This window comes from Saccharopolyspora cebuensis (assembly GCF_039542665.1).
GTDB lineage: Bacteria > Actinomycetota > Actinomycetes > Mycobacteriales > Pseudonocardiaceae > Saccharopolyspora > Saccharopolyspora cebuensis.
This window is the reverse complement of sequence record NZ_BAABII010000017.1, coordinates 15,346-36,167: the sequence shown is the minus strand read 5'-3', so window position 1 is coordinate 36,167 and position 20,822 is coordinate 15,346. Positions and strand designations below refer to the sequence as shown.

Here is a 20,822-nt window from a genome sequence, read left to right as displayed (position 1 = left end):
AAGTGTAGAGGTTCGGAAAGCCGCTCGACAGTGCGGAAATCGGCTTGCCGAATGGGCGGTGCCGTGCTTTCGCGTCCGCTCTCGGCGGCGGATTGTGCCGATTCCCGAGCGGTTCCGCAAAAGCGCGAACGGCTTTCCGCCGCACGCCGCGGAGCAGCGCGAACAGCCGCTCCCGGGGTTGCTCCGGTGGAATGCGCGAACGCGGTGCCGTGATCCGTTTCCGGATGATTTCCGGTTGCCCGGTGATTGTGGTCGTACGGCGGTTCCGGTCGTGCGGGCCCGCGGAATGGCGCCCATTCGCGGCCGGGAGGGGCCGCGCGGAATTCCGGTTCCGCCGGGCGCGAACCGCGCGTGGCCCTGACCACCCCGGGTGGTCGGTGGCGGAGCTGACCGGGGACGATCGGGGGCACGATGAACCTCACCGAGCAGCTCCCGCCCACCGACCCCACTTCCGGCAGCGCCGATCCGGACGCGCTGCTGGAGGCCTTCACCGCCTGGACCGCCGAGCAGGGCATCGCGCTCTACCCGGCGCAGGAGGAAGCGCTGATGGAGGTCGTCACCGGCGCGAACGTCGTCCTCAGCACCCCGACCGGGTCCGGCAAGAGCCTGGTCGCGGCGGGGGCGCACTTCACCGCGCTGGCCTCGGGCGGTCGCAGCTTCTACACGGCGCCGATCAAGGCGCTGGTCTCGGAGAAGTTCTTCTCGCTGGTCGACGTCTTCGGCGCCGACAACGTCGGCATGATGACCGGGGACAGCAGCGTCAACGCCGACGCGCCGATCATCTGCTGCACCGCGGAGATCCTGGCCAACATCGCGCTGCGCGACGGGGCGGGCGCCGACGTCGACCAGGTCGTGATGGACGAGTTCCACTTCTACGCCGAGCCGGACCGGGGCTGGGCGTGGCAGGTCCCGCTGCTGGAGCTGCCGAAGGCGCAGTTCGTGCTCATGTCGGCCACGCTGGGCGACGTCAGCGGCTTCCAGGAGGACCTGACCCGGCGCACCGGCCGCGCCACGGCGGTGGTCACCTCCGCCGAGCGGCCGATCCCGCTGAGCTTCCGCTACGCCAAGACCGCGCTGCACGAGACCATCGAGGAGCTGCTGGGCGGGCAGCAGGCACCGGTCTACGTCGTGCACTTCAGCCAGGCCGCCGCGCTGGAGCAGGCCCAGTCCCTGATGAGCGTCAAGGTCGCCTCCCGGGAGCAGCGCGACCGGATCGCCGAGGCGATCGGCGACTTCCGGTTCACCGCCGGGTTCGGCAAGACGCTGTCCCGGCTGGTGCGGCACGGCATCGGGGTGCACCACGCGGGGATGCTGCCGAAGTACCGGCGGCTGGTCGAGCAGCTCGCGCAGGCCGGGCTGCTCAAGGTCATCTGCGGCACCGACACCCTCGGCGTGGGCATCAACGTGCCGATCCGGACGGTGGTGCTCACCGGGCTGACCAAGTACGACGGCGTGCGCACCCGGCACCTCAAGGCCCGCGAGTTCCACCAGATCGCCGGGCGGGCCGGGCGCGCGGGCTACGACACCGCCGGGTTCGTCGTGGTGCAGGCCCCCGAGCACGAGATCGAGAACGAGAAGGCGCTGGCCAAGGCCGCGGAGGACCCCAAGAAGAAGCGCAAGGTGGTCCGCAAGAAGCCGCCCGAGGGCACCGTGTCCTGGAGCGAGAAGACCTTCGAGAAGCTGGTCGAGGCCCAGCCGGAGCAGCTGACGTCGAGCTTCAAGGTCAGCCACTCGATGCTGCTCAACGTGATCAACCGGCCCGGTGACGCGTTCGCGGCGATGAAGCACCTGCTCACCGACAACCACGAGGACCGGCCCGCGCAGCGCAGGCACATCCTGCGCGCCATCGCGATCTACCGGGCGCTGCTGGCCGCCGACGTGGTGGAACGGCTCGACGAGCCCGACGAGCAGGGCAGGCGGGTGCGGCTCACCGTGGACCTGCAGTTCGACTTCGCGCTGAACCAGCCGCTGTCGCCGTTCGCGCTGGCCGCCATCGAGGTGCTCGACGTCGACTCCCCGGACTACCCGCTGGACCTGCTGTCGGTGATCGAGTCGACGCTCGACGACCCGCGCCAGGTGCTGTCCCAGCAGCAGTTCAAGGCCCGCGGCGAGGCCGTCGCGCGGATGAAGGCCGACGGCATCGAGTACGACGAGCGGATGGAGCTGCTGGAGGAGGTCACCCACCCCAAGCCGCTCGCCGAGCTCCTCGAAGCCGCCTACGAGACCTACCGCAAGGGCCACCCGTGGGTCGCCGAGCACGAGCTGTCGCCGAAGTCGGTGGCCCGCGACATGTACGAGCGGGCGATGAACTTCGTCGAGTTCGTCAACCACTACGGCCTGGCCCGCTCCGAGGGCCTGGTGCTGCGCTACCTCGCCGACGTCTACAAGGCGCTGCGGCACACGGTGCCCGACGACGCCAAGACCGAGGAGCTCACCGACATCATCGAGTGGCTGGGCGAGCTGGTCCGCCAGGTCGACTCCAGCCTGCTCGACGAGTGGGAGAAGCTGCGCAACCCGGACCTCGACGGCGAGTCCGTCGCGGTGGCGCCGCCGTCGGCGCCCGCCGGGGTGACCGCGAACCGGCGCGCGTTCCGGGTGCAGGTGCGCAACGCGCTGTTCCGGCGGGTCGAGCTGGCGGCGCGGCGCAACTACGCGGAACTCGGCGCCCTGGACGCCGATTCCGGGTGGGGCGCCGACGAGTGGGCCGACGCGCTGGAGGAGTACTTCGACGAGCACGACGAGATCGGCACCGGTGCCGACGCCCGGGGCCCGGCGCTGCTGATGATCACCGAGGAGCCGGGGCGCTGGGTGGTCCGGCAGATCTTCGACGACCCCGCCGGGGACCACGACTGGGGCATCAGCGCCGTGGTCGACCTGGCGGAGTCCGACGAGCTCGGCGCGGCGGCGCTGGAGGTCACCTCCGTCGACCAGCTCTGAGCCCGCTCCGCGCGAGCATCGGTGCAGGTGAGGGCGTCGGCCGGTGCGGTTCCCGAGCGGTTGTCCTAGGCTTTCGCGTGATCGACCGAGGTGTCGCGGAGGGAGTCGACCATGCCGAAGACCGTCATCGCCGGAGTGGATGGATCGGACGAGTCCGGCAACGCCCTGCGCTGGGCGGCCGACTACGTCGACCAGGTGGGCGGCGTGCTGCACGCGATCACCGTCTGGCACCAGCCGGTCCAGTTCGGCTACCGGCTGGCCACCCCGGACAGCGAGCTCAAGCAGCGCGCGCAGAGCACCCTCGACGCCGCCGTGCGCCCGGTCCGGGAGCAGTACCCGAACGTCGACATCAAGGGCCGGCTGATCCGCGGCGACGACGTCGACGAACTGGTGCGGCTCTCCGAGCAGGCCGATCTGATGGCGGTCGGCAACAAGGGGCACAGCGCCTTCACCAGCATGATGGTCGGTTCGGTGGCGATGCGGCTGGTGCAGCACGCGCACTGCCCGGTCATCGTGGTGCGCTGAGCCGGCGGCCGCGCGGGAAGGGCGTCCCGGCCTCGCTGAGCACCGGGATCCCGGCCGCCACCAGCGACACCACGCCGCGCATCCCGGGCCCAGGAGACCACCGCGGCCCACTGGCACGGCGGCGGAAACTCCTCGGCTGACCGGCGGGCGGGAGGGGTTCAGCCCCGCTTGATCCGCTCGTTCCACTCCCGGTTCAGCCGGTCCATCGCCGGGGAGCGGGTGCCGTCGTCGGCCTCGCCGGGCGTGCGCAGCGTCCCGCCGTCGTGGGCGGGCTCCTCCTCGGCGGACCAGGTCCGAGTGCCGCCGTCGTGGGCGGGCTCGTTCTCGGGGGTCCAGGTCCGGGTGCCGCCGTCCGGTGCGGGCCGGTCCTCGGCCGGTGCTCGGACGCCGCCGTCCCGGGCGGGCGGAGCGGGGGAGGGGCGCACGGGCGCCATCCGGGCTGCTTCCGGCGGCACCGTGGAGGTGCCGTCCCGGCGCAGCTCCGGTCCCGGCGCGGGGCGCGGCGCGGTCCGGGACCGCTGCCCGCCGCGGGCGAGGAACAGGCCCTGGAGCACCAGGAGCAGGACGCCGAACACGAGCGCGGCGATCGCCAGCCACAGCGCGAACGGCTGCTGACCGGTCCACCACAGCGCGGCGCCGACGCCGATCCCCGCGCCCGCGACCACCGCCAGCAGGTGGAACAGCAGATGAACCGCGTAGCCCTTCACGACCTGGTTACCTCCCTGAGCGCGCCCGGACGCCCCGGGCAGGCTCCGGTCGACACCAGCACGCACGCGTCCGCCTCGTCGTTGCCCGGCGTGCCCCGGATCACCCCGAAGCGCGACACCGGACGTGGAGCCTTCTTCCGATCGTACCGCCCGTCGAACGCGTTTTGCCTGATCGGGCAGTGGTGAGCCGAACACCGGCGGCTGTGCCGAGGAGTGTCACTGACACGGGTGAGTCAGCGGCGACACGCCGAGCACCCGACCGGGTGTGGCCCTACGGTGAACCGCGGGCGCTTCGACGCGCCGAGGGGCACATCACCTGACGGATCCAGCTTTCTCCAGCCTGCCATCGAGTTCAACGTGCGCCGCGGAGGTGGTGCCGGTGATCAATTCGCTGTCCGGTTTCGCAGTGGCCGCTTCGATCGGGATCAGCGCGATCCTGGTGTCCCTGCTCGGAATGTGCTGGGTGGAACGACGGCTGGTCGGGTCCGGCCGCGCCCGCCGCCGGATCCTGCCGAAGGTCCACCGGCCGGTCCGCGCGCCGCTTGCCGACCGCGCCGTGCTGCTGCTGCGCCCGCCGAGCCCGAGCTGGCAGCGCGGCGGTCCGGGGGCGATGCGCCGTCCCCGCCGATGGCGCGGGGTGCTCACAGCGCGCGGAAGTCGGCGAAGTCGAAACCGGGTGAGACCACGCAGCTGACCAGCGATTCCACCGTCGCCGAGGCGGTGGCCGACTGCCAGGTCCCGGCCGGGACCAGCACCTGCGGCCGCTGCCCGGCGCCGGCGCCGAGGACGGTGGTCTCCGGCTCGTCGTCCGGGCGCTGCCCGCGACCGCCCAGGTGCAGGGTCAGCGGCCCGCCGCGGTGCCACAGCCACAGCTCGTCGGAGGCCACCGCGTGCCAGCTCGATCGCTGGCCCGACGGCAGCAGGTAGTGGATCGCGGTGGCCGACGGGCGCCGCCCGCCCGGCGCGTCCACCTGGACCGGGCTCTCCCAGGTCCGCCGGTACCAGCCGCCCTCCGGGTGCGGCAGCAGGTCGAACTCCTCGGCGGTGCGGCTGCGCGTCTCCAGGGCGACGAACCCGCCCGCGGTGTCCCGCCGCGCGTACCGGACGTCGATCACCGCCGCCCGCTCCAGCGGGCCGTAGACGTGCGGGAACAGCGCGTCGCCGGGCACCCCGGGCAACGCCGGGCTGGCCTGCTCCCAGCGGACCGGGGCCGACAGCGCGTCGGCGTCGAGTTCGAGCGCGACCACCGGGCCCTCGACCTCCCGGTACAGCGCGTTGGCCACCGCCAGCGTGGTGTCCGGGTCCGGCGAGCAGTGCACGAAGCCCTCGTCGGCCAGGCTCGCGCTGCTGATCGGCGCGTCCCGGTCGGCGTGGAAGGTGCTCAGCGGGATCAGGTGCAGCAGGCTCGTCATGCCGACATCCTCTCCCGCGCCCCCGGCGCGGAACCAGGTCCTCGGCGCGCTCCGCGCAACCGCGTTGATCGACCGGATTACCATCGGCCGGGTCGTCGAGGAAGGAGAACGTCATGGCGGTGCGGGTCGCGGTGCTGGACGACTACCAGGACGTCGCGCGGTACTACGCGGACTGGGACGCGCTGGACGCCGAGGTCGAATTCGTGCACGAGCACATCGCCGACCCCGACGAGCTGGTGCGGCGGCTGGAGCCGTTCGAGGTCGTCGCCGCGATGCGCGAGCGGACCGCGTTCCCCCGGGCGGTGCTGGAGCGGTTGCCGAACCTCCGGTTGCTGGTCACCACGGGGATGCGCAACGCCTCGATCGACCTGCGGGCCGCCGAGGAGTGCGGGGTGGTGGTCTCCGGCACCGGCAGCGGGGCGGTGGCCGCCGACCGGTCCTGGGCGCCGACGGCCGAGCTGACCTGGGGGCTGATCTTCGCGGTCACCCGCAACATCGGCCTGGAGGACCGGGTGATCCGGGACGGCGGCTGGCAGCGCACGATCGGCGTCGAGGTCTCCGGCCGGACCCTCGGCGTGCTCGGGCTCGGTCGGCTCGGCGCCCAGGTCGCGCAGGTCGGCCGGGTCTTCGGGATGGACGTCATCGCCTGGAGCCAGAACCTCACCGACGAGGCCGCGGCGGCGGCCGGGGCGCGGCGGGTGACCAAGGAGGAGCTGTTCGAGCTCTCCGACGTGCTCACCGTCCACACCGTGCTGAGCAAGCGGACCCGCGGGCTGGTCGGTGCCGCCGAGCTGGCCCGGATGCGGCCGACCGCCTACCTGATCAACACCTCGCGCGGTCCGGTGGTGGACGAGGCGGCGTTGCGCCGGGCGTTGCACGAGGGACGGCTGGCCGGTGCCGGGATCGACGTCTTCGGCCAGGAGCCGCTGCCCGCCGACGACCCGTGGCGCGACACCCCGCGCACCGTGCTCACCCCGCACCTCGGCTACGTCACCGACGGGACGTACCGGTCGTTCTACGCCGAGACCGCGGAGGACATCGCCGCCTACCTGCGCGGGGAGCCGATCCGGGTGCTCACGGCGGGCTGAGCCCTCCGGAAAATCCGTTCTTGACGCGAGAGGAGACGCACATCACAGTCATACCAACCGGTCGGTCTGCGGTGATCGGCTAGGCGCAGCAGAGGGAGACCCCATGTCAGCGACTGCCCCGACGACGGCCCGAACACCCCGGAAGCTCAAGCTCGCGGCGCTGATCGCGAGTTCGATCGAGTGGTACGACTTCTTCATCTACGCCACGGCCGCGGCGCTGGTCTTCGGCCCGCTGTTCTTCCCGGAGGCGACGCCGCTGATCGGCGTGCTGCTGAGCTTCGCGACGTTCTGGGCGGGCTTCATCGCCCGGCCCATCGGCGGACTCGTCTTCGGCCACCTCGGCGACCGGATCGGCCGCAAACCCGCCGTGGTGACCTGCCTGGTGCTGATGGGCACCTCGACGTTCCTGATCGGCGTCCTGCCCGGCGCCGCGACGGTCGGCGTGGCGGCGCCGATCCTGCTCGTGGTGCTGCGGTTCCTCCAGGGCATCGCCGTCGGCGGGCAGTGGGGCGGGATCATCCTGCTGCTCACCGAGAACACCGACGGCGGCAGCCGCGGCCGGGCCGGGACCTTCGGGCAGATGGGCGTGCCGCTGGGCGTGATCCTCGGCAACGTGTCGTTCCTGGTCGTCGGCGCCCTGGTCACGCCGGAGGCCTTCGCGGCGTGGGGCTGGCGGATCCCGTTCCTGGCCAGCGCGGTGCTCGCCCCGGTGGTGCTCTACATCCAGCTCAAGGTCGAGGACACCCCGGTGTTCCAGGAGCTGCGGGACCGCGCCGCCGAGGCCGACCGCGAGGTGGTGAAGGCGCCGCTGGTGGAGGTGCTGCGCGAGCACAAGCGGACCGTGCTGCTCGGTTCCGGGCTGCTGTTCGCCACCAACTCGGTGTTCTACATCAGCATCTCGGGGCTGCTGGACTACGGCACCCGGGAGCTCGGCATGGCGCGCACCACGCTGCTGCTGGTCACGCTGCTGTCCTCGGCGGTCGGCGTGCTGGTGATCTACACCAGCGGGGCGCTGTCGGACCGCTTCGGCAGGCGCCCGATGATCCTCGCGGGCGCGCTGCTGCTGGCGCTGTGGGCGTTCCCGTTCTTCTGGCTGGTGGACACCGCGACGGTGGTCGGCGTCGCGCTCGCGGCGTGCGTCGGCAGCGTCGGGTCGAGCCTGACCTACGGTCCGCTGGCGGCCTACCTCAGCGAGCTGTTCGAGGCGCGGGTCCGCTACTCCGGGGCTTCGCTGGCCTACCAGCTCGCGGCGATCCTGGTCAGCGGCGGCACCCCGTTCATCATGACCGCGCTGCTGGCCGCGACCGGGAGCTCGGCGGCGGTGTCGGGCTTCCTGCTGCTGATGGCCCTGGTCACGCTGCTCTCGGCGTACCTGCTCCGCGAGACCGGGACCCGCACCCCGTCCCGGTGATCTCCGCCCAGGTGAGGGGCACCTGCATCCGACATGGCCGGATGGAGGTGCCCCTCACTCAGGACACTTCCGGGACCCAGCACACTTCCGGGTGAGAGTCGGGTGGTCAGGCGTCGACGGCGAGCTGCTTGACCTGCTCGATGAGGCGAGCGCGTTCGGCGGCGTCGCGGCCCAGCGCGTGCACGTTGAGCGTGGTGACGCCGGACTCCTTCAGCGCCGCGAGCCGCTCCTTGACGTGGCCCGGCGGGCCGATCAGCGAGGTGCGCTCCAGCAGCTCGCGCGGCACCTCGGCGGCGGCCTCGTCCTTCTTGCCGTCGAGGTAGAGCTCCTGGATCCGCTCGGCCTCGGCCTCGTAGCCGTAGCGGCGGGCCAGGTTGTTGTAGAAGTTCTTGCCCTTGGCGCCCATCCCGCCGATGTAGAGCGCCAGGTTCGGCCGGGCGGCGTCGAGCAGGTCGTCGAGCCCGTCGCCGATCGCCAGCGGCGCCTGCGCCACCACGTCGAGCTCCGGCAGCGAGGCGTCCCGCTTGGCCTTGCCCGCCGCCAGCGGCTCGCCCCACACCTCGTGCGCCTTCTCCGGCAGGTAGAAGATCGGCTCCCACGACTCGGCGATCTCGGCGACCATCGCGACGTTCTTCGGCCCGATGGCCGCGACCATCACCGGGATCCGCTCGCGCACCGGGTGGTTGATCAGCTTCAGCGGCTTGCCGAGGCCGGTGCCCTGCTCGGCGGGCAGCGGGATGGAGTAGTTCTTGCCCTCGTGCACCAGCTTCTCCCGCCGCCACACCTTGCGGCAGACCTCGACGATCTCGCGGGTGCGGCCCAGCGGCGCCTGGTAGGGCACGCCGTGGAAGCCCTCGATCACCTGCGGCCCGGACGCGCCGATGCCCAGGGTGAACCGGCCGTCGGAGACGAAGTCCAGCCCGGCGGCGGTCATCGCGGTGAGGCTGGGGGTGCGGGTGTAGATCTGCAGGATGCCGGAGGCGATCTCGAGCCGCTCGGTGCGCGCGGCGATGAACCCGAGCTGGCTCACCGCGTCGAACGAGTACGCCTCCGGGACGTAGACGATGTCGAGCCCGGCCTTCTCGTAGGTCGCCAGGTCGTCGACGGTCTCCTTGAAACCTCCGCTGTAGTTCAGCGGCATCCCGATGCGCATGGGCGGTCCTCTCGGCGTCGCGGCGGCGACGGCCTGCGGCGGCGTCGCCGGGGTGGATCAGAGGTTACCCGCGAGTCACCGGCCTGCGGGAGGGATGGTTGTGACGCGCATCTCAGTCAATTCGCGCGTTCGGCACCGAACTGCATGATTCGGGGACACCCTCGGCGGGTATGCCGAACGGACCCGTCGCACCCCCGGAGCGACGCAGGAGCACAGGTGGTTGCCGAATGAGGTTGGGATTGCTGGACATCGGCTCCACCGCCGCGCGCGTGGAGATCGTCGAGCTGGACAGATCCCGGATGCCCAAGGCGGACTGGAGCGTCAAGGCCAAGACCAAGCTGGCCGAGCACACCGGCGGAGACGGTGTGGTGACCGAGCGCGGCATCGAGCAGGCCGTGCGCGCGGTGCGGCGCTGCGTGCGGGCCGCCGCCGCGGAACAACCGGACGTGCTGGTCGCCTTCGGCACCTCCGCGGTGCGCGACGCGGTCAACGGGGCCGAGCTGCGCTGCCGGCTCGCCGAGGCGGCCGGGACGCGGATCGGCGTGCTCAGCCCCCGCGACGAGGCCGCGGTGACCTACTGCGCCGCCCGCCGCTGGCACGGCCGCCCGGGCAGCCTGATGACCACTGTGGACATCGGAGGGGGCACCATCGACGTCGCCGCGGGGACCGCCGACGAGCCCGACGACGTCGTCACCCTGCCGTGCGGCGCGGCCCGGCTCACCCGGCAGTACCTGCCCGACGACCCGCCCGCGCCGGAGCAGCTCGCCGAGCTGGACGCGGTGCTCGGCCAGCGGCTGCCCGCCGCGCTGCACCCGTTCGCCGGGCGCGACCTGGGGCACCCGCTGGCGCTGTCCTCGGTGCTGCGGCAGCTCGCGGTGCTCAGCGAGAGCACCGGCACCGACGTGGTGCGCCACCCGATCCGGTTGCGCCGGGACCGCCTGGCGCCGTGGATCGACCGGCTCGCCGTGCTGGACAAGGCGCAGCGGGCCGCGCTGCCCGGGGTGTCGCGCAGCCGCGCGCGGCGCATCCTCGCCGGGGCGGTGGTGGCCGAGCGGACCCTGCGCTGCATCGGCGTCGAGGAGCTGGAGATCTGCCCGTGGGGACTGCGCGAAGGGCTGGTGTTCCGGTTCGGCGAGGCCTACCGGGAGGGCTGGCCGGAACCCAGGGTGGCCGTCAAAGGCATGGCCTCGGCGCTGTTCGCCTGAGGTCTTCCTGTGTGGTGGTCCTTTTTCGGAGCGGTGCGGGTGGCGGAACCTCAGCGGCCGTCTTTCCCGGATCGGGGAGGACGGCCGCCAAGGGTGGTGCGTGCAGCGCCGCCGGAACGGCGGATCAGGGGGCGGCGCTCAGGAGTGCGCTCAGCGGTCGTTCGTCGGCCAGGTCCCAGTTGACGTCGAAGCGGTAGGAGTTCAGGGCCCGGGAGGGGTTGTCGTCGATGCGGTCGGGGTCCAGCTCGGCGTTGAACTCCTCCGCCGCCTGGTGGCGGTCGGCGTGCAGGTAGTAGAACGCGTCGATGTAGTGGTGCTCGCGCAGCATCTTGGCCACGTACATCCCGTCTTCCAGGGCCAGGGTGGTGCCCATGCCGGTCATGGGGTCGGCGGCGTGCACCGTGTCGCCGATGAGGGCGACCCGGCCCTGGGACCAGGCGGGCAGCGGGGGCAGGTGGAAGACCTGGGTGGGGGCGGTCCGGACGGAGGCCCTGATGATGTCGGCGAAGAACGGCGAGCGGTGGCGCAGGCCCTCCTCCAGCTCTTTGAGCAGCACCTGCCGGTCGGCCAGCTCGAAGTCCTTGGCGGGGAGCTTGCGGGCGGTGGTGCCCGAGAGCAGCCAGGTGATGTTGGCCGGGTCCAGGGCGTCGTCGCGGTAGGCCATGCAGGACAGGCCCTGGACGGTGTGCATGAACGCCGCTCCGCCGACGAGTTCCGCCGCGGGGGCCGCGGCCAGGGTCTCGGTGCGCGAGCGGCCGTAGACGTTCCATCCACCGGTGTAGGCGAGCCTTGCGTGCGGGAACAGCACCGAGCGGGTGGCCGAGCCGCGCCCGTCGGCGCCGATGAGCACATCGCCTTCGGCCCGGGAACCATCGGTGAAGACGGCCGTGACCGCGTCGGTTCCCTGTTCCAGGGTGTGCAGGCGCTTGTTGTAGGCGATCACCACGCCGCGGCGGCGTGCCTCGGCCAGCAGGATGTTCACGAAGGTCGAGCGGTCGATGCACACGGCCTGGGAAATCCCGCCTTCCTCGTGGTCCATGTCCGACGGCGGGTAGACGACCTCGTCGGCGGAGGAACCCTGAAGGGTGAAGTAGCGCAGGGGCATCGGCAAGGCGTGGCGGTTGACCTCGTCCAAGAGACCCATCCGGTCCAGGACGCGCTGGCCGTGGTTGCGGATGAGGTAGCTGGCGCCGACGTCGGCGTGCTCGGGGCGCGCCTCGTGGACGGTGGCCCGGATGCCCGCCATGTCCAGGCAGATGGCCGCGGTCAGGCCCGCGACCCCGGCTCCGACGACCAGCACGTGCTCGGTCCTGCTCATGGTTCTCCGTTCCGGGGCGCTGCGGCGCCCCCGAGGTGATCGGTTCGCTCCGTGGAACCTCGCTTGAGACAATAGCGTCTCACATGAGATATACTTGTCTCATGCCGGACGAACGGAAAACCATGCTGCTCACGGCAGCCGACTACCTGGGGAGGCGGCCCAACGCCACCCAGGACGAGATCGCCAAAGCCCTCGGGGTCAGCAGGGCCACCCTGCACCGGCACTTCGCCGGACGCGCGGAACTCCTGCGAGCCCTGTCGGACATGGCCGGGCAGGAACTGCACCAGGCGGTCCTCTCCGCCGCACCGGCGGAAGGCGACTGCGCCGCCGCGCTGGAGCGACTGGTGGCATCCTTCGAGCCCAGCGCCCCCTACCTGGCGCTGTTCTACACACTCAGCCAGGAAGAGGACGCGGACCAGATCCACCCGGCTTGGGAAGAGATCGACGCAGCCGTCCTCGGACTCTTCGAGCGCGGCCAGGCTTCGGGCGAGTTCACCTCCCGGCTGAGCGCGGCCTGGATGGCCGAGGCGTTCTACAGCCTCGTCGCCGGCGCGGTCTGGGCCATCCAGAGCGGCCGCTGCGCCCAGCGCGACTTCACCCGCATGGTCACGGAAATGGTGCTCCGCGGAGTGCACAACCCCGGGAAAGACGAACAGAGCACATGACCTCCACCTCCCACCGGGCGCCTCGCACGAACCTGCGGCGCTGGCTCGGCTTCAGCGTCCTGGTGCTGACCGTCCTGCTCGTGGTGATCGACGGCACCGTCCTGGCGATGGCGATCCCCTTCATCACCCGGGACCTGGCCGCCACCTCCACCCAGATGCTGTGGATCGGCGACATCTACTCCTTCGTCCTGGGCGGCCTGCTGGTGAGCATGGGCACCCTGGGCGACCGCATCGGCCGCAAGAAGCTCCTGCTCATCGGCGCGGGCCTGTTCGGGCTGGCCTCGGCGCTGGCCGCCTACGCCCCCACCGCCGAGATGCTGATCGTCGCCCGCGCCCTGCTCGGGGTGGCCGGGGCCACCCTGATGCCCTCCACCCTGTCGCTGATCCGGGCCCTGTTCCCCGACCCGGACCAGCGCCGCACCGCGATCGGCATCTGGACCGCGGCCACCGCCGGAGGCGGAGCCCTGGGCCCGCTCGTCGGCGGGGTGCTGCTGGAGCACTTCTGGTGGGGATCGGTCTTCCTCATCAACGTCCCCGTCATCGCCCTGATCCTGCCCGTCGGCGTGCTGCTGCTGCCCGAGGCCAAGAACCCCGATCCCGGCCCCTGGGACCTGCCCAGCGTCGGGCTGTCCATGGTCGGCATCATCGGCTTGGTCTACGCGGTCAAGGAGATCGCCGCCGACGGCTTCCACCCCGCCGCGGCCCTCGCCGCCGCTGTGGGCGCGGTGGCCCTGTGGCTGTTCGTGCGCCGGCAGAAGCGACTGCTCCGTCCGCTCATCGACATCGACCTGTTCCGCAACAAGGCCTTCTCCGGGGTGGTCGGCGCGAACCTGCTCTCGGTGCTCGGATCGGCCGGGCTGATCTACTTCCTCTCGCAGTACTTCCAGCTCGTGCAGGGCTACAACCCGCTCAAGGCCGGTCTGGCGGGGCTGCCCACCACCGCCGGGGTCATCGTCGTCAGCTTGCTGGCCGGGGCCCTGGTCGCACGCACCTCCTCGCGGGCGGTGCTCACCACCGGGCTGGTGCTGATGGGCGCGGCCCTGGCCCCGCTGGTCCTGCTGAGCCCGCAGACCGGGTACCCGCTCGTAGGGGCGTGCCTGCTGCTGAGCGGCATCGGCCTGTCCATGACGATGACCACCGCCAACGACATCGTTCTGTCCAGCGTGCGCAAGGAGGAGGTGGGGGCCGCGGCCTCGATCTCCGAGACCGGCTACGAGCTGGGCATGGCGTTGGGCATCGCCACCCTGGGCTCGGTGGTGATGGGTGTCTACCAGCGCTTCCAGGTCCCCGCGGGCACCCCGGCAGAGCTGTCCGCGATGGCCCACGACTCCCTGGCCGGAGCCGCGCGGGCCGCCGGGGAACTGCCCCCCTCGCAGGGGCACGAGCTGGTGACGGCGGCGCGGGAGGCCTTCACCTCCGGGCTCGCCTCGGCCGCCGGTGTGGGCGCCCTGCTGCTCCTGGCCGCGGCCGCGATGGCCTGGTCCCTGCTCAAGGACCTCGAGCCGGCCCCGAGCGACACCCCGGTCGACCACTGAACCCGCCACCGGCGACGACCGCTCTTGCAGGAGGACACCGTGCCCCGCCCTGGTGCTGACACCGGCTGAGGTCGCGCCAACCCAGGGCGGGCACCCACCCCGAGGCGGCGCTGCTGTACGTGGCGCCGGCCTTCGGGCCCCGGCTCCGGGTGGAGTTCGCCGAGGTCTGCCCCGACCTGGAGGTCACCACGGTCCCACTGGTCACTGACCGGGTGCGCACCAGTTCGGGGTGGTTCGGGTGCTGGGCCGTGCGGGTGGGGGTTGCTGCGCGGGTGGTGGTTCCCGCCGGGCCGGGCGCGGCATTCGATCGTGGGCCCCGGTAGCGTCGGCGGGAAGGACCGACGACGGGAGGACGTGCCGTGCTGATCCTGCTCCAGGTGTTGATCACGATGGTGTCGGTGTGGATCGCCACCGCGCTGCCCGGCATCACGCTGGGCGGCCGGGACACCCTCGCGCAGGTCCTCACGCTGCTCGTGGTGAGCCTGCTGTTCGGCATCGTCAACATCGTGATCAAGCCGATCGCCAAGACGCTGGGGTGCCTGCTGTACGTGCTCACCCTCGGGCTGTTCGGCCTGGTCGTCAACGCCCTGCTGTTCTGGCTGACCAGCTACCTCGCCGGCACGCTGAGCCTGCCCTTCCACGTCGACGGCTTCTGGTCGGCGTTCTGGGGCGCGCTGATCGTCACGATCGTCAGCAGCGTGCTGTCCGGGGTGGTGCGGCGGCGCGCCGAGCCGCGCGTCGAGCGCTGAGCCGTGCGGTGCGACGCGCCGGGGTTCCGGGCGCTGCTGCGGGAGCGCCCGGTCGGCGCGGACGTGACCGGGTTCCTGCTCGACGACCCGATGCCGGGTGCGGGCGCGGCGCCGGGCGGCGCCCGCTGGCGGCGGGTGCTCGCGGTGCTCGCCGAGGCCGCGGTGTTCGGCTTCCTGCGCTCGGCGGACCTGCGCGCGCTGGTCGCGGTCGCGCGCGGGGCGGCGGTGCGGATCCGGGTCCGCGCGGCGGAGGTCGTCGCCGACCGGGTGCGCCCGGACGCGCCGTGGCCCGCGCTGGTCGGCGCCCTGCCCGCCGCCGAACCCGCCACCGGCAGCGAGGTCACGGTGCCGACCGCGCTGCTCGCCGAGGCCCGGGAAGTGGCCGCCGCCCGCACCGACGCCGGGGCGGACTGGCTCGCCTACGAGCTGACCCGGCGGGACGTCCCGGCCGACGACGCCCGCGCGATCGGGGCCTTCCTGCACGGAGCCGACCGCGGCGCCGAGCTGTCCGTCGGGCTGCGCGAGTCCGGGGCGGTGCGCCGCGCGCCGTGGCGCATCGAGGTGCGGTGGGGTTCGGCGGGCCGGATCGCGGTGGTCCCCGAATCGCCGTCGGACACCTACAGCATGGTGGCCCCGGCCGGGCCCTACCTGCTCGGCAGGAGCCTGCAACGCCACCTCGACGACCTGTGGCAGCGGACCGGTCCGCTGCCCCGCTGATCCCGGAGGAGCCCGCGCTGCTGCGCGCCGAACCCCGCTACGACGTCCCCGGCTGACCGCACCGACCGGCGCCGAGCTCAGGAGCCGGCGCGGCGCACCAGCTCGCGCACCTGCTCGACCCCGCCGCAGCCGGAATCCAGCAACCGGGCGCGCATCCGGGCGAACTCCGCGCCCAGCGCGCCGCGCCGGTCGCGGGTGAGCCGCTCGCGGGCGTCGTTGAGCAGGGTGCGCTCCTCCTCGTCCAGGTGGTGCGTGATCGCCCCGCTGAGCTCCTCCAGGGCCTCGTCCCACCCGGAGCCGCCGGGCTCGCCCACCTCCAGCAGCGCGAGCAGCGCGCGGTGCCCCTCGTCGTGCTCCTCGGACCCGTGCTCGACCTCCTCGCCGTCGGCCGCGCCCAGCCGCCGCAGCGCGGGGTAGACCTGGGTCTCCTCGGCTTCGGCGTGCGCCACCAGCAGACCGGCCAGCTCGGCCAGCGCGGTGCGGCGATCACCCTCGGAACTGCGCAGCTCGCGGAACAGGTCCTCGAAGCGGCGGTGGTCGGCGAGGATGAGCTCGACGACGTCGGTGTCCACGGACGGCTCCTCTCCCGGGATGCGGCGGTTCCTCGATCGTCTGCGGTACCCGCCCGGCCGTGCCGCGAAACGCGCTCACGGCGAGTCGGGGCGGTAGACCCGCAGCGCCTCGTCCCGGGCCTCGAACTCGAACCGGGTGCCCGGGCGGCCGATCTCGCCGTCGTGGGCCACCGCGACCGGAGCGCCGTCCACCTCGACCAGCAGCCGCGGGGTCTCGTGCTGCACGTAGGCGTGGCTGCGCGCCAGCGCGCCGGTCAGCGCCGCCGCGATGAACCGGGCGCGGGAGAACGGGAGGTCGGCCCGCACGTACCGGATGTCGAGCAGCCCGTCGTCCAGGTGCGGGCGCCAGGACGGCGCGAACCCCTTGGGCTGGTAGCCGCTGCTGCCGACGAACAGCAGCCAGATCCGCCGCGGGACGCCGTCGATCCGCACCGGGATCGGCTCGGCCCGGGCCAGCACCCGCACCAGCGCGGCCGCCGCGGCCGGCCACTTCCCCCAGCGCGGAGCCCACTTCTCCCGCAACCGCACCAGGTCCGGGTAGCCGCCGAGGCTCGCGGTGTTGACGAACCAGTGCGCCGGTCCGTCGTCGATCCGGACGGTGCCGAGGTCCACGTGCACCGCCGACCCGTCCCGCAGCGCCCGGTCGGCGTCGCCCGGGCCGGTCACCCCGACGTCCCGGGCGAAGTGGTTGAGCGTGCCCGCGGGGACGACCACCAGCGGCAACCGCCGGGTGGCCGCCACCGAGGCCGCCGCCGCGACCGTGCCGTCCCCGCCGGCCACCCCGATCGCCCGCACCGGGTGCGGGCTCGCGTCCAGCGCGCGGTGCAGCAGCAGCGCCAGGTCCTCGCCCGGGGCCGGGCTCACCGCGGTCGCCTCCGGCCACAGCTCGGCCAGCCCACCGGTCTGGTCGCGGAGCCCGGCGGCGGCGTTGACCAGCAGCAGCAGCCCGCGCCCGGACTCCAGCGCGGCGACCTGCTCCACCGGCCGGGCGTAGCCGGGCCGCGACGGCCGCACCGGCCACCAGTGCCGGGTGACCAGCGCCGCGGCGACCCCGACCGCCGCACCGAGGACCGGCCGCTGCCCGGGGCGCGTCCGCGCGCAGACCCAGCCCGCCGCGACCGGGGCCAGCACCGCGCCCCAGTCGGACTCCATCGTCGCCGCGGTGGCGAACGCGGCGGCGCTCGCGGTCGGCGCCGCGCTCCGCAGCGGTCGCACCCACCGGGTCACCGCACCGGCGCCGGCGAGCGCGACGGCACCGCGCAGCCCGACCCGCCTGGTCCGCCCCTTGCGCAACGCCAGGCAGGCCGCGGCGGCCCACCACAGCAGGCGGTGCTCGGCGATCGCCGCCGCCCGGTCGGGGGACGGCGCGCGCACCCGGTCGTCGGTGGCCTCGGTCCGCAGCCGGGTGCGTCGCATGCCCGGACGGTATACCGGCGCCGAACGCCCGCGACGGCCGCGCCGGGCCGTCATCCGCTCCGTCATCCGCCGGGGGAGCGCACCGCGCGTCCCCACCGCCACAGGCTCGCCAGCACCAGGCACCAGCTCGTCCCCAGCGCCCAGCCCGCCAGCACGTCGGTGGCCGCGTGCACCCCGAGCACCACCCGGGACAGGCCCACCGCGAGGACCACCAGGACCGCGCCGATCACCAGCACCGACCACAGGGCGGCGTGCCGGTCCCGTGTCGGATCGCGGCGGCTGCGGTCGCGCAGCAGCAGCGCGCTGACCACCGCCAGCAGCAGGTAGACCGCGGCGGAGTGCGCGGAGTGGCCGGACGGGAACCCGAAGCCGGTCTCCTCGACCACCGCCGCGGCCGGGTTCGGGCGCGGCCGGGAGATGCCGTTCTTCAGCACGCCGACCAGCACCCCGATGCCCGCCGAGGCGATCGCCACCAGCACCGGCGGCACCCAGGTCCGGAACCGCACGGCCAGCAGCAGCGCCGCCGCGAGCCCGAGCGGGACCACCACCAGCGTGTCCCCGGCCCAGGTCAGCACGGCGAACACCCCGGCCAGACCGGCGTCGCGCACCGTCTCCCCGAAGCGGGTGAACCGGGCGTCGAGCCAGGTCCCGGGGTGCTCGTGGAACTCGGCGGCGATCGTCCCGAACAGCCAGAAGCCGAGCGCGGCCAGCAGCAGGCCGGTCAGCGGCCAGGGCCGGACGCGGCCGCGCGGACCGGGCGGTGCGCCGCGCGCGATCGGCTGCTGGTGGGAGTCCGGCTGCGGCACGGGCGGCTCCTCTCCTCGGCGGACGGGTGCCGGTTGAGTACCCACCGAGCATCCCGTTCCCGGCCACCCGAACGGCTGGTGGGTCCTGGGTGGCCCGTGCCCCGTTCGAGGGCTGTGTGGCCGGGAGCCGAAGTCGGTACGCTGTGGGCAGGGTTGAGCAGTCAGCCTCTGATCATGAGTTCACCCGCTGAGGTGACAACGGCCCGTCGACCGACGCCGGACAGCGCCGGTGCGCCGGTCGCGGGGTCATCCGTCGGCGGCTCGGTACCATGGCGAGGCTGCGCCGAGCTCGGCCGACAGTGAGGAGTCTTCCGCCCGTGAGCGCGACAGCGACGAGCACTGGTCGTCCGTCTACCGGGCGTGCGCCCGGAACGGATCCCGAGACCGCCCGGATGGCGGCGGTGGCGCGCTACGACATCCTGGACACGCCCGCCGACGGGTCGTTCGACCGCATCGCCAAGCTCGCCGCCCGGATGCTGGGCACGCCGATGGCCTCGGTGTCCTTCGTGGACCGCGACCGGATCTGGGCGAAGGCGTCCCACGGCCTCGACGGGGCCGTGGAGACCCCGCGCAGCCCGGGGCTGTGCGCCACCGCGATCCTGCAGGACGAGCCCTACGCGATCAGCGACGCCCGCACCGATCCCCGGGCCGCCGAGCACCCGCTGGTCCGCTCCGCGCCGCACATCCGCTTCTACGCCGCGGCCCCGATCACCACCGCCGACGGCTTCCGGCTGGGCGTGGTCAGCGTGTTCGACACCGAGCCGCGCCAGGTCACCGAAGCCGAGCTGGACACGCTGCGCGACCTCGCCGCGGTCGTGATGGACGAGCTGGAGCTGCGGCTGTCGGCGATGGCCCGGCTGCGCACCGAGCGCCAACTCCGCGAGCACTTCGAGGGCTTCGCCACCACCCTGCAGCGCACCCTGCTCCCGCCGTCGCTGCCGAAGGTGCCCGGGCTGGAGCTGGCCGCGCACTACCACGCGGTCTCGCCCAGCGACGTGACCGGCGACTTCTACGACGTCTTCTCCCTCGGCGACGGCCGGTGGGCGTTCTTCCTCGGCGACGTCACCGGGCACGGCGTCGCCGCCGCCACCGCGACCTCGCTGACCCGCTACACGCTGCGCGCCGCCGCGCTGCACAGCCCGGACGCCGAGAGCGCGCTGGCCGAGCTCAACACGGCGCTGCTGAACGACCCGAACGTGCCGCAGCACTGCACGGTGCTGCTGGGCATCCTGCAACCGCTGCCGGGCGGCGGGTTCGACGTGACCCTCGCCGGGGGCGGGCACCCACCGGCCATGCTGCTGCGCCCGGACCGGCACCCGCGCGTGCAGGAGATCGACCTGCTCGGCGGGATGCTGCTCGGCGCCTTCGGCGACGCGCACTTCGAGAGCCGCCGGCTGCGCCTGGCGCCGGGGGAATCGCTGCTGCTCTACACCGACGGCCTCACCGAGGCGCGACCGGGCGGGGAGTTCTTCGACGAGCGCAGGCTGGCCGACTTCCTCACCGACCACGTCGGGACCGGCGCCGGTGCGCTGATGGACGAACTGGTGGACCTGATCAACGGGTTCGCGCCCGCGCCGGAGGACGACGTGGCGCTCGTCGCGCTCAGCGTGCCGCGCTGAACTCCCGCTCGCTCAGCTGGTGAGCCGGAAGGCCATCCGCACCGTCGTGCCGCGCTCGCCGTGGCGCACCTCGGCCTCGTCGGCCAGGCTCCGGATCAGCAGCAGCCCGCGGCCCCGGAACTGATCGTCGTTGTGGCCCGGCGGGCGCCAGCGGCCGTCGTCGGAGATCGTCACGTCGACCGTGCCGGCGCGCGAGACGGCCCGCACCGCCACGGAACCCGTCACCCCGGCGGGGTGGGCGTGCTCGGCGGAATTGGCCAGCGCCTCGTTGGCGGCCAGGGCCAGGGCCTCCACCCGCTCCTCGGACATGCCCGCACCGGTCGCCCACGCCGCGAGCTCGCGGCGCAGCGTGCGGATCCGGGTCGGCTCGGCGGGAATCGCCGGGCGGTGGAAGTCGCCCGCCCGCGATGGTGCGGTCTCTTCGTCTTCCCGGGTGGCCATGCTGGGCCGTCCTCTCCTGCCTCGCCTGCACGCAACAGATGGGACTTACCCGCTCGGCGGTCTGAACCAACACTTCCCGGCGGAAAAGGGTCCAGCATCACCGAGCGGGGTCTTCCGGTCACCCGGCGAGGGCCTCCGCGCGCGTCTCGAACACCGGCATCTTGCGGTCCAGACCGGTGGCCTGGATCGGCCGCAGCGCGGCGCGGCCCTGCGCGACGATCCGCAGCCCGACGTCCAGTCCGGTCGCGCGCTCGTGCGCGGCGACCAGCACGGACAGCCCGGCGGAGGCGAACAGCGAGACCTCCGAGAGGTCGATCACGAGCAGCCGCGGCCCGTCGTCCAGCGCGGAGTCGACGGCCTCCCGGAGGCGGGGCGAGCTCAGCATGTCGATCTCGCCGGAGACGAGGACCGAGGCCGCGTCGCCCTGCCACTCGACGTCCACCGCCACGTCCGCGGCAGGCTCCGGATCTGCGTGCGTAGAGAAGTCAGCGGAACTCACGTTCGCCACTATGGCACATCGCGATGCCGCCCGGCCAAGCTGCGCAT

General features: G+C 73.1%; 19 protein-coding genes. 10 read left to right on the top strand and 9 right to left on the bottom strand.

Annotation, left to right across the window (positions count from 1 at the left end; translation table 11 throughout):
• Window positions 1–411: 411 nt before the first annotated feature.
• Window positions 412–2,937, top strand: a complete 2,526-nt coding sequence (locus ABD976_RS23880) for a DEAD/DEAH box helicase (RefSeq protein ID WP_345366961.1) — start codon at window positions 412–414, stop codon at window positions 2,935–2,937.
• A gap of 111 nt (window positions 2,938–3,048) precedes the next feature.
• Window positions 3,049–3,462 (top strand): universal stress protein, encoded by a 414-nt coding sequence (locus ABD976_RS23875; protein WP_345366959.1) that lies wholly within the window; start codon window positions 3,049–3,051, stop codon window positions 3,460–3,462.
• Between the two features lie 158 nt (window positions 3,463–3,620).
• Here ABD976_RS23875 and ABD976_RS23870 read toward each other — a convergent pair whose 3' ends face one another.
• Together ABD976_RS23870 and ABD976_RS23865 are read right to left on the bottom strand one after the other, a co-directional pair.
• Window positions 3,621–4,169 carry a hypothetical protein gene (locus ABD976_RS23870; RefSeq protein WP_345366957.1) on the bottom strand — a complete coding sequence of 183 codons (549 nt, stop codon included), beginning with the start codon at window positions 4,167–4,169 and terminating at the stop codon, window positions 3,621–3,623.
• A gap of 641 nt (window positions 4,170–4,810) precedes the next feature.
• Window positions 4,811–5,581 (bottom strand): cupin domain-containing protein, encoded by a 771-nt coding sequence (locus ABD976_RS23865; protein ID WP_345366955.1) that lies wholly within the window; start codon window positions 5,579–5,581, stop codon window positions 4,811–4,813.
• A 119-nt stretch (window positions 5,582–5,700) separates the two neighbouring features.
• Here ABD976_RS23865 and ABD976_RS23860 point away from each other — a divergent pair, with 119 nt between their 5' ends.
• Window positions 5,701–6,669 carry a D-2-hydroxyacid dehydrogenase family protein gene (locus ABD976_RS23860; protein WP_345367085.1) on the top strand — a complete coding sequence of 323 codons (969 nt, stop codon included), beginning with the start codon at window positions 5,701–5,703 and terminating at the stop codon, window positions 6,667–6,669.
• A gap of 103 nt (window positions 6,670–6,772) precedes the next feature.
• Window positions 6,773–8,080 carry an MFS transporter gene (locus tag ABD976_RS23855; protein ID WP_345366953.1) on the top strand — a complete coding sequence of 436 codons (1,308 nt, stop codon included), beginning with the start codon at window positions 6,773–6,775 and terminating at the stop codon, window positions 8,078–8,080.
• 106 nt (window positions 8,081–8,186) lie between these two features.
• Here the strand turns inward: ABD976_RS23855 and ABD976_RS23850 are convergent, their stop codons facing one another.
• The gene (locus tag ABD976_RS23850) at window positions 8,187–9,233 is read right to left on the bottom strand and encodes an LLM class F420-dependent oxidoreductase (protein WP_345366951.1); all 1,047 of its coding nucleotides are present in this window, start codon (window positions 9,231–9,233) and stop codon (window positions 8,187–8,189) included.
• A 227-nt stretch (window positions 9,234–9,460) separates the two neighbouring features.
• Here ABD976_RS23850 and ABD976_RS23845 point away from each other — a divergent pair, with 227 nt between their 5' ends.
• The gene (locus tag ABD976_RS23845) at window positions 9,461–10,438 is read left to right on the top strand and encodes a Ppx/GppA phosphatase family protein (RefSeq protein ID WP_345366949.1); all 978 of its coding nucleotides are present in this window, start codon (window positions 9,461–9,463) and stop codon (window positions 10,436–10,438) included.
• A 124-nt stretch (window positions 10,439–10,562) separates the two neighbouring features.
• Here ABD976_RS23845 and ABD976_RS23840 read toward each other — a convergent pair whose 3' ends face one another.
• Entirely contained in the window at window positions 10,563–11,756 is a 1,194-nt protein-coding gene (locus ABD976_RS23840; protein ID WP_345366947.1) for an FAD-dependent oxidoreductase, read from the bottom strand.
• A 101-nt stretch (window positions 11,757–11,857) separates the two neighbouring features.
• Here ABD976_RS23840 and ABD976_RS23835 point away from each other — a divergent pair, with 101 nt between their 5' ends.
• From ABD976_RS23835 to ABD976_RS23820, 4 genes are all read left to right on the top strand, one after another.
• Window positions 11,858–12,421 carry a TetR/AcrR family transcriptional regulator gene (locus tag ABD976_RS23835; protein WP_345366945.1) on the top strand — a complete coding sequence of 188 codons (564 nt, stop codon included), beginning with the start codon at window positions 11,858–11,860 and terminating at the stop codon, window positions 12,419–12,421.
• Window positions 12,418–13,956, top strand: coding sequence for an MFS transporter (locus ABD976_RS23830; RefSeq protein WP_345366943.1), 1,539 nt, complete (start codon window positions 12,418–12,420; stop codon window positions 13,954–13,956). The genes ABD976_RS23835 and ABD976_RS23830 overlap by 4 nt, the downstream gene beginning before the upstream one ends.
• 359 nt (window positions 13,957–14,315) lie before the next feature.
• The gene (locus ABD976_RS23825) at window positions 14,316–14,705 is read left to right on the top strand and encodes a phage holin family protein (protein WP_345366941.1); all 390 of its coding nucleotides are present in this window, start codon (window positions 14,316–14,318) and stop codon (window positions 14,703–14,705) included.
• A gap of 3 nt (window positions 14,706–14,708) precedes the next feature.
• A complete protein-coding gene (locus ABD976_RS23820) occupies window positions 14,709–15,422 on the top strand; it encodes an ESX secretion-associated protein EspG (protein ID WP_345366939.1) in 714 nt (237 codons plus the stop codon).
• A gap of 77 nt (window positions 15,423–15,499) precedes the next feature.
• Here the strand turns inward: ABD976_RS23820 and ABD976_RS23815 are convergent, their stop codons facing one another.
• The 3 genes from ABD976_RS23815 to ABD976_RS23805 all read right to left on the bottom strand — a co-directional run bounded on the left by ABD976_RS23815 (window position 15,500) and on the right by ABD976_RS23805 (window position 18,216).
• Complete coding sequence (locus tag ABD976_RS23815; protein ID WP_345366937.1) at window positions 15,500–15,994, bottom strand: hemerythrin domain-containing protein; 495 nt, start codon at window positions 15,992–15,994, stop codon at window positions 15,500–15,502.
• Between the two features lie 75 nt (window positions 15,995–16,069).
• Entirely contained in the window at window positions 16,070–17,410 is a 1,341-nt protein-coding gene (locus ABD976_RS23810; protein WP_345366935.1) for a diacylglycerol/lipid kinase family protein, read from the bottom strand.
• Window positions 17,411–17,472: 62 nt separating this feature from the next.
• Complete coding sequence (locus tag ABD976_RS23805; protein ID WP_345366933.1) at window positions 17,473–18,216, bottom strand: phosphatase PAP2 family protein; 744 nt, start codon at window positions 18,214–18,216, stop codon at window positions 17,473–17,475.
• A 392-nt stretch (window positions 18,217–18,608) separates the two neighbouring features.
• Between ABD976_RS23805 and ABD976_RS23800 the strand changes: the two genes are divergently transcribed.
• The gene (locus tag ABD976_RS23800) at window positions 18,609–19,835 is read left to right on the top strand and encodes a PP2C family protein-serine/threonine phosphatase (protein ID WP_345366931.1); all 1,227 of its coding nucleotides are present in this window, start codon (window positions 18,609–18,611) and stop codon (window positions 19,833–19,835) included.
• A 12-nt stretch (window positions 19,836–19,847) separates the two neighbouring features.
• On the opposite strand, the gene ABD976_RS23795 is transcribed toward ABD976_RS23800, so the two are convergent.
• Both ABD976_RS23795 and ABD976_RS23790 read right to left on the bottom strand, forming a co-directional pair.
• The gene (locus tag ABD976_RS23795; protein WP_345366929.1) at window positions 19,848–20,276 is read right to left on the bottom strand and encodes an ATP-binding protein; all 429 of its coding nucleotides are present in this window, start codon (window positions 20,274–20,276) and stop codon (window positions 19,848–19,850) included.
• A gap of 118 nt (window positions 20,277–20,394) precedes the next feature.
• Window positions 20,395–20,775: an STAS domain-containing protein gene (locus ABD976_RS23790; protein ID WP_345366927.1), complete on the bottom strand. Its 381-nt coding sequence runs from the start codon at window positions 20,773–20,775 to the stop codon at window positions 20,395–20,397.
• Between the last annotated feature and the right edge of the window lie 47 nt (window positions 20,776–20,822).

Bases quoted from the DNA above. Each gene is read 5' to 3' on its own strand.
- ABD976_RS23840 (WP_345366947.1), bottom strand. From the start codon at position 11,756: ATGAGCAGGACCGAGCACGTGCTGGTCGTCGGAGCCGGGGTCGCGGGC.
- ABD976_RS23800 (WP_345366931.1), top strand. From the start codon at position 18,609: ATGGCGGCGGTGGCGCGCTACGACATCCTGGACACGCCCGCCGACGGG.
- ABD976_RS23855 (WP_345366953.1), top strand. From the start codon at position 6,773: ATGTCAGCGACTGCCCCGACGACGGCCCGAACACCCCGGAAGCTCAAG.
- ABD976_RS23865 (WP_345366955.1), bottom strand. From the start codon at position 5,581: ATGACGAGCCTGCTGCACCTGATCCCGCTGAGCACCTTCCACGCCGAC.
- ABD976_RS23795 (WP_345366929.1), bottom strand. From the start codon at position 20,276: ATGGCCACCCGGGAAGACGAAGAGACCGCACCATCGCGGGCGGGCGAC.
- ABD976_RS23835 (WP_345366945.1), top strand. From the start codon at position 11,858: ATGCCGGACGAACGGAAAACCATGCTGCTCACGGCAGCCGACTACCTG.
- ABD976_RS23830 (WP_345366943.1), top strand. From the start codon at position 12,418: ATGACCTCCACCTCCCACCGGGCGCCTCGCACGAACCTGCGGCGCTGG.
- ABD976_RS23810 (WP_345366935.1), bottom strand. From the start codon at position 17,410: ATGCGACGCACCCGGCTGCGGACCGAGGCCACCGACGACCGGGTGCGC.
- ABD976_RS23845 (WP_345366949.1), top strand. From the start codon at position 9,461: ATGAGGTTGGGATTGCTGGACATCGGCTCCACCGCCGCGCGCGTGGAG.
- ABD976_RS23880 (WP_345366961.1), top strand. From the start codon at position 412: ATGAACCTCACCGAGCAGCTCCCGCCCACCGACCCCACTTCCGGCAGC.
- ABD976_RS23850 (WP_345366951.1), bottom strand. From the start codon at position 9,233: ATGCGCATCGGGATGCCGCTGAACTACAGCGGAGGTTTCAAGGAGACC.
- ABD976_RS23875 (WP_345366959.1), top strand. From the start codon at position 3,049: ATGCCGAAGACCGTCATCGCCGGAGTGGATGGATCGGACGAGTCCGGC.